Consider the following 9,950-nt stretch of genomic DNA (forward strand, 5'->3'; position numbering starts at 1 on the left):
TCGCGGGTCGCGGCGCCCCAAACGCCCCTTTAGGGTGGGCGGGCGACGCGCCCCGCGGAGCCCCGCAACGCTGCGGATCGCTCCGGGGGAGTCGACGGGACGTCACCACGACGAGGCAGTGGTGCCTTTCGCGCGACTCCCGGAGGGTGCCGGATTGGCTTTACCGCCGCAGGTGGGGGCAGGATGCTTTCCCGAGGACTACGTCCAGGGGAGACCCCACAGGGCGCGAGGTCTACCCGGACCCTCTCAAGGGCGGACCCGAGTACGGGGACTGTCCGAGGGTCCTGGCAGCATCGGCTTCGATCTCCGCCTCACAGGCAAGAAGAACACGGGAGTAACAACATGAACCGCAGTGAGCTGGTGGCCGCCCTGGCCGACCGTGCCGAGGTGACCCGCAAGGACGCCGACGCCGTGCTGGCCGCTCTCGCCGAGACCGTCGGTGAGATCGTCGCCAAGGGCGACGAGAAGGTCACCATCCCCGGTTTCCTGACCTTCGAGCGCACCCACCGTGCCGCTCGCACCGCTCGTAACCCGCAGACCGGCGACCCGATCAACATCCCGGCCGGCTACAGCGTGAAGGTCTCCGCGGGCTCCAAGCTCAAGGAAGCCGCCAAGGGCAAGTAGGACCCCTGGGCACGACGGAGGGCGGCCACCCCGACCGGGGTGGCCGCCCTCCGGCACGTCCGGCGCCGCCCGAGCCCCCGAGGCTCCGGCGGCCCCGGCTCAGACCAGGGAGCCGCCCGGCAGCTCCACCTTGGCGCCCAGCTTCTCCAGCTTGTCCATGAAGTTCTCGTAGCCCCGGTTGATCAGGTCGATGCCGTGCACCCGCGAGGTGCCCTGGGCCGCGAGGGCGGCGATCAGGTACGAGAACCCGCCGCGCAGGTCCGGGATGACCAGATCCGCGCCCTGGAGCTTCGTGGGGCCCGACACGACCGCGGAGTGCAGGAAGTTGCGCTGGCCGAAGCGGCAGTCCGAGCCGCCCAGGCACTCCCGGTACAGCTGGATGTGCGCGCCCATCTGGTTCAGCGCGGAGGTGAAGCCGAGCCGCGACTCGTACACCGTCTCGTGGACGATGGAGAGGCCCGCGGCCTGCGTCAGCGCGACCACCAGCGGCTGCTGCCAGTCCGTCTGGAAGCCGGGGTGCACGTCGGTCTCCAGCGCGATGGCGTTCAGCGCGCCGCCCGGGTGCCAGAAGCGGATGCCCTCGTCGTCGATCTCGAAGGCGCCGCCGACCTTGCGGAAGGTGTTCAGGAACGTCATCATCGAGCGCTGCTGGGCGCCCCGGACATAGATGTTGCCCTCGGTGGCCAGCGCGGCGGACGCCCAGGAGGCGGCCTCCAGACGGTCCGGCAGGGCCCGGTGCGTGTAGCCGTCGAGGCGGTCCACACCGGTGATCCGGATGGTGCGGTCGGTGTCCATCGAGATGATGGCGCCCATTTTCTGCAGGACGCAGATCAGGTCCTCGATCTCCGGCTCCACGGCCGCGTTGGACAGCTCCGTGACGCCCTCGGCGAGCACCGCCGTCAGCAGCACCTGCTCGGTGGAGCCCACCGAGGGGTACGGCAGCCGGATCTTGGTGCCGCGCAGCCGCTGCGGGGCCTCCAGGTACTGGCCGTCCGCCCGCTTCTCGATCGTCGCGCCGAACCGGCGCAGCACGTCGAAGTGGAAGTCGATCGGCCGGCCGCCGATGTCGCAGCCGCCGAGGCCCGGGATGAACGCGTGGCCGAGGCGGTGCAGCAGCGGGCCGCAGAACAGGATCGGGATGCGCGACGAACCGGCGTGGGCGTCGATGTCGGCGACGTTGGCGCTCTCCACGTGCGTGGGGTCGAGGACCAGCTCGCCCGGCTCGTCGCCGGGACGGACCGTCACCCCGTGCAGCTGGAGCAGCCCGCGCACCACCCGCACGTCGCGGATGTCGGGCACGTTGCGCAGCCTGCTGGGTCCGCTGCCCAGCAGTGCGGCGACCATCGCCTTGGGCACCAGGTTCTTGGCGCCTCGGACGCGGATCTCGCCCTCCAGCGGGGTTCCGCCGTGGACAAGCAGGACATCGTCTGTGCCGGTCATGAATCTCGCGTTCCGGAGTGGTCGGGCAGGGGGCCAAACGAAAGGGTAATGGCCCCGCACCCCCCTTCCGTAAGGGTGCGGACAGTGCGCGATCGCCATCAATCCGCCCCCGGTACGCTCCGCTGAACGGGGCTTGCGGAGGGTCACCGTCCGGATGTGTGATCCCGTCATGCGCTCCTCGTGCACCCGTGCGCCCTGAGCTGCGCTCGGGCACCGAGCGCGACGGCCGGGTCACTTGGCCCACACGGCGGCCGAAGATGCGGGATCATTTCTGCCATGACCGAGGTGTCCTCGCTCACAGGGCGGCTGCTCGTGGCCGCGCCCGCCCTGGCTGACCCGAACTTCGACCGCGCGGTCGTGCTCCTCCTCGACCACGACGAGGAGGGCTCCCTGGGCGTGGTCCTCAACCGCCCGACGCCGGTGGGCGTCGTGGACATCCTGGCCGGCTGGGCCGGGCTCACCGGCGAGCCCGAGGTCGTCTTCCAGGGCGGGCCCGTCTCGCTGGACTCCGCCCTCGGGGTCGCCGTGATCCCGGGCGGCGACGGGCCCCTGGGATGGCGCCGGGTGTACGGGGCGATCGGCCTGGTGGACCTGGAGGCGCCGCCGGAGCTGCTGGCGGCCGCCGTGGGCTCGCTGCGGATCTTCGCGGGGTACGCGGGCTGGGGCCCCGGACAGCTGGAGCGGGAGCTGGCCGAGGGCGCGTGGTACGTGGTGGAGTCGGAGCCCGGGGACGTGTCCTCGCCGCGCCCGGAGGGGCTGTGGCGTGCGGTCCTGCGCCGGCAGCGCAGCGAACTGGCCATGATCGCCACGTATCCGGACGACCCTTCGCTGAACTGATGTCCCGATCTTTCAGTACGCTTGGCGGTTATGAGCACTCTTGAGCCCGAGCGCGGGGCAGGTACCGGAACCCTCGTGGAGCCGACGCCGCAGGTGTCGAACGGCGACGGCGACCACGAGCGCTACGCCCATTACGTCCAGAAGGACAAGATCATGGCGAGCGCCCTGGAGGGCACTCCCGTGGTGGCACTGTGCGGCAAGGTCTGGGTACCGGGGCGCGACCCCAAGAAGTACCCGGTCTGCCCGATGTGCAAGGAGATCTACGAGTCCATGGGCGCCGGCGGCGACAAGGGCAAGGGCGGCAAGGACAAGAAGTAGCGGCGGCCGGTACGGCCCACATCTGACGGCTCGCGGGGAGACCCCCGGAGCACGCGCACGCGTGCTCCGGGGGTCTTTCGCGTGACGGGGCGGATACGCGTTGCACGGGATGCTCCGCCGGGTCACAAGTGGTGCAGACCACTTGTCGCCGTCCTGGTCCCCACCTAATCTCCTGCCTGTTGTGCAGAACGAAACGTGCGTTGCGCATGTTGCAACGCCTACCGGTAGGGGTTCCCGGATGAAGCTTTCTGCCCGAATCGCCGCTCCGGCCGCGGCGCTCGTCCTGGCCGGCCTCACGGCCACCGCCTGCGCGCCGCAGACCTCCGACAACGGCGCCAAGGGGGACGAGAAGACCGGCACCCTGCGGGTCTGGCTGTTCCAGGAGGTCGGCAACAAGCCCAAGGAGAAGGTCGTCGACACCGCCGTCGCCGCCTTCGAGAAGGCCCACGGCGACGCGAAGGTCGAGATCGAGTACATCCCGGTCGAGACCCGCGCCGAGCGCGTCAAGGCCGCGTTCAACGACCCCGCGAGCGCCCCCGACCTCATCGAGTACGGCAACACCGACACCGCCGGCTACGTCAAGGACGGCGGACTCGCCGACATCACCACCGAGTTCGGCGCCTGGGCCGACGCCAAGGACACCGACCCGGCCGCCAAGCAGTCCGTCACGGTCGGCGGAAAGGTCTACGGGGCCCCGCTGTTCGTCGGCGTCCGCGCGCTCTACTACCGCACCGACGTCTTCGCGGACCTGGGCATCGAACCGCCCAAGTCCCAGGCCGAACTCGTCTCCACCGCCCGGAAGATCCACCGGAAGAAGCCGGACCTCTACGGCCTCGCCGTCGGCGGCGCCTACACCTACGGCGCGATGCCGTTCATCTGGGCCCACGGCGGCGAACTCGCCGAGCAGGACGGCTCCTCGTACAAGGCCGCCATCAACAGCCCCGAGGCCCGCAAGGGCATCGAGGCGTACACCTCGCTGTTCGGCGACACCAACTGCCCGCCCGCCAAGTGCGCCGCCATGGGCGGCAACGCCACCGTCACCGCCTTCGCCTCCGGCAAGGCCGCCATGGCCATCGGCGGCGACTTCAGCCACAGCGCCGTCGAGGCCGGCAGCGTCAAGGGCAAGTACGCCGTCGTCCCGCTGCCCGGCGTCACCGAAGGGTCCGTCGCCCCCGCCTTCGCGGGCGGCAACAACATCGGTGTGCTCAGGAGCAGCAAGCACCGCACCCTGGCCGTCGACCTGATGAAGCGGCTGACCGGCAAGGCCTCCCAGGCCCGGATGTTCGACGCGATGGGCTTCCTGCCCACCTACACCGACGTACGCGAAGCGGCCGCCGAGCGCGAGCCGTTCGTCGAGCCCTTCGTCCGCACGCTCGGCGCCGGCGCCAAGTTCGTCCCCGCCTCCCCGGCCTGGGGACAGATCGACTCCTCGCTGGTCCTGCCCACCATGTTCCAGGAGATCGTCAGCGGCCGTAAGGACGTGGCGCAGGCGGCCGACGACGCCGCGAAGAAGATGGACGCCGCGTTCGCCGACGCGGGCTGACCATGACCGCGAACAGCACGGCGTACAAAGCGCCCCCCACACCCGCGCCGGGCCGCCGCGCACGCGGCCCGCGCGCCCGCTCCGCCTCCCCGGCGCGTCGGCCCGGCTGGACCCCCTGGCTCTACCTGCTGCCCGCGCTCGTCCTGCTCGGCGGGCTGCTGGTCTACCCGATCTACCAACTCGGCCTGATCTCCTTCCTGGAGTACACCCAGGCCCAGGTCAGCGGCGGCGAACCGGCCACCTTCCAGGGGCTCGGCAACTACCGCACCCTCTTCGCCGACAGCCAGTTCTGGCAGGTCCTCCTCGCCACCGTGGTCTTCGCCGCCGTCTGCGTCCTGGCCACCCTGGTCACCGGCTGCGCCCTGGCCGTCCTGCTGACCCGGATACGGGCCGTGCCCCGGCTCGCCCTCATGCTGGCCGCCCTCGGCGCCTGGGCCACGCCCGCCATCACCGGCTCCACCGTCTGGGTCTTCCTCTTCGACGCCGACTTCGGCCCCGTCAACCGGCTGCTCGGGCTCGGCGACCACTCCTGGACGTACGGCCGTTACAGCGCCTTCGCCCTGGTGCTCCTCGAAGTCCTGTGGTGCTCGTTCCCGTTCGTGATGGTCACCGTGTACGCGGGCATCCGCGCCATCCCCGCCGAGGTGCTGGAGGCCGCCGCCCTGGACGGCGCCTCCCAGTGGCGCGTCTGGCGCTCCGTCACGGCCCCGATGCTGCGGCCGATCCTCACCGTCGTCACCATCCAGTCCGTCATCTGGGACTTCAAGGTGTTCACGCAGATCTACGTCATGACCAACGGCGGCGGCATCGCCGGACAGAACCTGGTGCTCAACGTGTACGCCTACCAGAAGGCGTTCGCGTCCTCCCAGTACAGCCTCGGCTCGGCGATCGGCGTCGTGATGCTGCTCATCCTGCTCGCCGTCACCCTCGTCTACCTGCGCCTCGTGCGCCGCCAGGGGGAGGAACTGTGAACCGTCCACCCGGCCTCCGCGTCCGCCGGCCCGGCCGGCTCGCCGCCGAGGCCGCCGCCCTGCTCATCGCCGCCGCCGTCGCCTTCCCGCTGTACTGGATGGTGCTCTCCGCCTTCAAACCGGCGGGCGAGGTGCAGTCCGCGCACCCCAGGCCCTGGACCCTGGCGCCCTCCCTGGACTCCTTCCGGCGGGTCTTCCAGCAGCAGGACTTCGGCCGCTACTTCCTCAACAGCCTGATCGTCGCCGGCACCGTCGTCGTCCTCTCCGCGCTCGTCGCGTTCCTGGCGGCCACGGCGGTCACCCGGTTCCGGTTCCGCTTCCGCACCACGCTGCTGATCATGTTCCTGATCGCCCAGATGGTGCCGGTCGAGGCGCTGACGATCCCGCTGTTCTTCCTGATGCGCGACTTCGGTCAGCTCAACACCCTCGGCTCGCTGATCCTGCCGCACCTGGCGTTCTCACTGCCGTTCGCCATCTGGATGCTGCGCGGCTTCGTCCGGGCCGTGCCGGAGTCCCTTGAGGAGGCCGCCTGCATCGACGGGGCGAGCCGCACCCGCTTCCTGTGGCAGATCCTCTTCCCGCTGGTCCTCCCCGGCCTCGTGGCGACCAGCGTCTTCTCGTTCATCTCCACCTGGAACGACTTCCTCTTCGCGAAATCCTTCCTCATCAGCGACACCTCCCAGTCGACGCTTCCGATGGCGCTGCTGGTCTTCTTCAAACCCGATGAGAACGACTGGGGCGGGATCATGGCAGCCTCCACGGTGATGACCGTGCCCGTGCTGGTCTTCTTCGTACTCGTACAGCGACGCCTGGTCTCCGGACTCGGCGGAGCGGTTAAGGACTGACGTCATGGACATGGAACTGATCCCGGCGCCCCTGCGCGCCGACGACCGGGGACGCGGTGGATTCGTCCTCGATCCGTCCACCACCATCGCGGCGGCCCCCGGCACCGCCACCACCGAACGCTGGCTGCGCGCCACCCTGGGCGCCGCCTTCGGCCTGCCCCTCGCCCCCGGCCCCGAAGACGCCCCGCGCGCCATCGTGCTGCGCCTGGACGACTCCCTGGACCCCGAGGGCTACCGGCTCACCACCCGGCCCGACGAGGGCGTCGTCCTCACCGGCGGCAGCCCCGCCGGGGTGTTCTGGGGCGCCCAGACCCTGCGCCAGCTGCTGGGCCCCGAGGCGTTCCGCCGGGCCCCCGTCGACGGCTCGGCGAGCCACGGCTTCGGCGCCACCGACATCGAGGACGCGCCCCGCTTCGGCTGGCGCGGCCTGATGCTCGACGTGGCCCGCCACTTCATGCCCAAGGACGACGTCCTGCGCTACCTCGACCTGCTCGCCGCCCACAAGCTGAACGTCTTCCACTTCCACCTCAGCGACGACCAGGGCTGGCGCGTCGAGATCAAGCGCCACCCCCGCCTCACCGAGGTCGGCGCCTGGCGCCCGCGCACCAAGTTCGGCCACCGCGCGTCCGAGCTGTGGGACGACATGCCGCACGGCGGCTACTACACCCAGGACGACATCCGCGAGATCGTCGCCTACGCCGCCGCCCGGCACATCCGGGTCGTCCCGGAGATCGACATCCCCGGCCACTCCCAGGCCGCCATCAGCGCCTACCCGGAGCTGGGCAACACCGACGTCGTGGACACCGCCGCGCTCGGCGTGTGGGACGACTGGGGCGTCACCCCGAACGTCCTGGCCCCCACCGACCACGTCCTGCGGTTCTACGAGGGCGTCTTCGAGGAACTCCTCGAACTCTTCCCGGCCGAGGTCTCGCCCTTCGTCCACGTCGGCGGCGACGAGTGCCCCAAGGACCAGTGGAAGCGGTCGCCCGCCGCCCAGGCCCGCATCAAGGAACTGGGCCTGGCCGACGAGGACGAACTCCAGTCCTGGTTCATCCGCCACTTCGACACCTGGCTCACCGAGCGCGGCCGCCGCCTCATCGGCTGGGACGAGATCCTGGAGGGCGGCCTCGCACCCGGCGCCGCCGTCTCCTCCTGGCGCGGCTACGCGGGCGGCATCGCCGCCGCCGAGGCCGGACACGACGTCGTCATGTGCCCCGAGCAGCAGGTCTACCTGGACCACCGCCAGCACGGCGGCCCCGACGAGCCGATGCCCATCGGCTACGTCCGCACCCTGGAGGACGTCTACCGCTTCGAGCCCGTGCCGCCGACCCTGGGCGAGGAGGCGGCCCGGCACGTGCTCGGCACCCAGGCCAACGCCTGGTCCGAGGTCATGCAGAACCGGGCCCGCGTCGACTACCAGGTCTTCCCCCGCCTCGCCGCCTTCGCCGAGGTCGCCTGGTCCGCCCTGCCCGCCCCGGACGAACGGGACTTCGCCGGCTTCGAGCGGCGCATGAACGCCCACTACGCCCGGCTCGACGCGCTCGGCGTCGGCTACCGGCCGCCGTCCGGACCGCTGCCCTGGCAGAAGCGGCCCGGCATCCTCGGACGCCCGATCGAGGGAGCACCCCCGAACGTGTGAGCCGGGAACCGACCCGTACCGCCGCCACAACGGACCCTGCGACCGTGGTGGCGGCGGTGTTTCCCGGGCCGTCCCCGGCAGGGCGAAAGCCGTACGGGCGTGCAGAACGCCGGTTAAGGGGCCTTGTCGCCGAACTGGCGTGAAACCGGGACCATTACCCTGACCTCGGACGGATACTCCCTTCGCGGACCTGCGCGTCGGGCCGGTCCGAAGATGTGCCAGAGTTGCCACGTCCGGGCTTCGAGCACGTACCGTACGGCGAAACAGGCGGGAGCGCCGGGACACCGGGAAGGGGCAGCTGGGTTGACCACGCACGCACCGCAGGCGACGCAGTCCGTGACGCTGCCTGCCTCGCTGGACGAGGCGGTGGCGGCACTCGGCGCCATGCCGGCCGCCGTCCCCGTGGCAGGCGGCACGGACCTGATGTCGGCCGTCAACAAGGGGCTCCTGCGCCCCTCCGGTCTCGTCGGGCTCGGCCGGATCAGCGAGCTGCGCGGCTGGCACTACCAGGACGGACACGCCCTGCTGGGCGCCGGCCTGACCCACGCACGCATGGGGCGGCCCGACTTCGCGGCCCTCATCCCCGCACTCGCCGCCGCCGCCCGCGCGGCCGGCCCCCCGCAGATCCGCAACGCCGGCACGCTCGGCGGCAACATCGCGACCGCCGCCCCCACCGGGGACGCGCTGCCGGTGCTCGCCGCGCTGGAGGCCGAACTCGTCATCGCGGGCCCCGGCGGCGCCCGCCGCGAGATCCCGGTCTCCCATCTGCTGGCCGGCCGCGAGCTGCTGGAGCCCGCCGAGCTGATCGGCTTCGTCCGCGTACCGCTGCTGCACGCCCCGCAGGTCTTCCTCAAGGCCACCGGGCGCACCGGGCCGGGCCGCGCCACCGCCTCCGTCGCGATCGTCCTCGACCCGGCCAGGCGCGGAGTGCGCTGCGCGGTCGGCGCCATCGCGCCGATGCCGCTGCGCCCGCTGGAGGCCGAACGCTGGATCGCCTCGCTGATCGACTGGGACGGGGCGCGCGGCCTCGCGCCCGACGCGCTGGCCGCCTTCGGCGAGTACGTCGCGGCCGCCTGCATCCCGGACCAGGAACCACCCGCCGACGGGGGTCAGGCACCACCGCTGCCCCCCGCCGTACTCCACCTGCGGCGCACCGTCGCCGCACTGGCCCGACGCGCGCTGGGGAGGGCACTGTCGTGAGCAAGGAGAACCCCGCCGAGCAGCCGGGCGGCTGGCAGCCGACCCCGCAGGGCGACTACGACGGCGACGCGACGGCCTTCGTCCAGCTGTCGCCGGAGGACCTGGCGGACATCCCGCTGGCCGCACCCGGCCACGGCTACGTCCCGCCGATGATCCTGCCGCTGACCCCCGCGGCCGGCCTCGACCCGGCGGCCACCGGCACCTGGGCCGTCCCGCAGCCGGAGCCGTCCGAGCCGTCCGAGCCGTCCGCGCCGGACGCGGTGCACTGGCCGGACGCGAACCAGCAGACCGGCTACGCCTACCAGGAGCCGTACGGGGCCGACGCCAGCTGGCCGGGCCAGGACACCTCGACGGCGTCCTGGCCGGCCGCGGACGCGGGCCCGTCCGACGACTCCGGCGAGCTGTACACCGCGCCGCCCGCCGCCGACTGGTACCCCGACCGCCCGGCCACCCTGCCCGGCGGCGCCCCGGCCCCGTGGGCGGTCCCGGCGGACGAGCCGCACGCGGAGAGCGCTCCCGAAACCGGCCCCGCG

Annotated in this window: 9 protein-coding genes and 1 pseudogene; 9 read left to right on the top strand and 1 reads right to left on the bottom strand. The window is 71.9% G+C overall.

Translation table 11 applies throughout. The annotated features are described in order from the left end of the window. The first annotated feature begins 342 nt into the window (after positions 1-342). The gene (locus tag MHW47_RS11335) at positions 343-624 is read left to right on the top strand and encodes an HU family DNA-binding protein (RefSeq protein ID WP_003968811.1); all 282 of its coding nucleotides are present in this window, start codon (positions 343-345) and stop codon (positions 622-624) included. Between the two features lie 99 nt (positions 625-723). Here MHW47_RS11335 and murA read toward each other — a convergent pair whose 3' ends face one another. Further along, positions 724-2,064, bottom strand: a complete 1,341-nt coding sequence (gene murA / locus MHW47_RS11340) for a UDP-N-acetylglucosamine 1-carboxyvinyltransferase (RefSeq protein ID WP_111331024.1) — start codon at positions 2,062-2,064, stop codon at positions 724-726. Between the two features lie 276 nt (positions 2,065-2,340). Here murA and MHW47_RS11345 point away from each other — a divergent pair, with 276 nt between their 5' ends. The 8 genes and pseudogenes from MHW47_RS11345 to MHW47_RS11380 form a co-directional block, all read left to right on the top strand. Continuing rightward, positions 2,341-2,901 carry a YqgE/AlgH family protein gene (locus MHW47_RS11345; RefSeq protein ID WP_239222572.1) on the top strand — a complete coding sequence of 187 codons (561 nt, stop codon included), beginning with the start codon at positions 2,341-2,343 and terminating at the stop codon, positions 2,899-2,901. Positions 2,902-2,931: 30 nt separating this feature from the next. After that, complete coding sequence (locus MHW47_RS11350; RefSeq protein ID WP_026171211.1) at positions 2,932-3,219, top strand: DUF3039 domain-containing protein; 288 nt, start codon at positions 2,932-2,934, stop codon at positions 3,217-3,219. Between the two features lie 238 nt (positions 3,220-3,457). Continuing rightward, positions 3,458-4,762: an extracellular solute-binding protein gene (locus MHW47_RS11355; RefSeq protein ID WP_239222573.1), complete on the top strand. Its 1,305-nt coding sequence runs from the start codon at positions 3,458-3,460 to the stop codon at positions 4,760-4,762. A 2-nt stretch (positions 4,763-4,764) separates the two neighbouring features. Beyond that, positions 4,765-5,733 carry a carbohydrate ABC transporter permease gene (locus tag MHW47_RS11360; protein ID WP_239222575.1) on the top strand — a complete coding sequence of 323 codons (969 nt, stop codon included), beginning with the start codon at positions 4,765-4,767 and terminating at the stop codon, positions 5,731-5,733. Further along, positions 5,730-6,578: a carbohydrate ABC transporter permease gene (locus MHW47_RS11365; RefSeq protein ID WP_239222576.1), complete on the top strand. Its 849-nt coding sequence runs from the start codon at positions 5,730-5,732 to the stop codon at positions 6,576-6,578. Before MHW47_RS11360 ends, MHW47_RS11365 begins: the two co-directional genes overlap by 4 nt. Positions 6,579-6,582: 4 nt before the next feature. After that, a complete protein-coding gene (locus tag MHW47_RS11370) occupies positions 6,583-8,217 on the top strand; it encodes a beta-N-acetylhexosaminidase (protein ID WP_239222577.1) in 1,635 nt (544 codons plus the stop codon). A 303-nt stretch (positions 8,218-8,520) separates the two neighbouring features. After that, positions 8,521-9,417 carry a xanthine dehydrogenase family protein subunit M gene (locus MHW47_RS11375; protein WP_239222578.1) on the top strand — a complete coding sequence of 299 codons (897 nt, stop codon included), beginning with the start codon at positions 8,521-8,523 and terminating at the stop codon, positions 9,415-9,417. Continuing rightward, positions 9,414-9,950, top strand: a pseudogene (locus MHW47_RS11380) ((2Fe-2S)-binding protein); the annotation flags it as partial. The gene MHW47_RS11375 and the pseudogene MHW47_RS11380, both read left to right, overlap by 4 nt.

The sequence above is a fragment of the Streptomyces sp. OfavH-34-F genome (assembly GCF_022347745.1).
In the GTDB taxonomy this organism is placed as follows: Bacteria; Actinomycetota; Actinomycetes; order Streptomycetales; family Streptomycetaceae; genus Streptomyces.

Excerpts from the sequence above, each read along its gene's own strand:
- MHW47_RS11335 (WP_003968811.1), top strand. The coding sequence starts at position 343 with ATGAACCGCAGTGAGCTGGTGGCCGCCCTGGCCGACCGTGCCGAGGTG.
- murA (WP_111331024.1), bottom strand. The coding sequence starts at position 2,064 with ATGACCGGCACAGACGATGTCCTGCTTGTCCACGGCGGAACCCCGCTG.
- MHW47_RS11345 (WP_239222572.1), top strand. The coding sequence starts at position 2,341 with ATGACCGAGGTGTCCTCGCTCACAGGGCGGCTGCTCGTGGCCGCGCCC.
- MHW47_RS11350 (WP_026171211.1), top strand. The coding sequence starts at position 2,932 with ATGAGCACTCTTGAGCCCGAGCGCGGGGCAGGTACCGGAACCCTCGTG.
- MHW47_RS11355 (WP_239222573.1), top strand. The coding sequence starts at position 3,458 with ATGAAGCTTTCTGCCCGAATCGCCGCTCCGGCCGCGGCGCTCGTCCTG.
- MHW47_RS11360 (WP_239222575.1), top strand. The coding sequence starts at position 4,765 with ATGACCGCGAACAGCACGGCGTACAAAGCGCCCCCCACACCCGCGCCG.
- MHW47_RS11370 (WP_239222577.1), top strand. The coding sequence starts at position 6,583 with ATGGACATGGAACTGATCCCGGCGCCCCTGCGCGCCGACGACCGGGGA.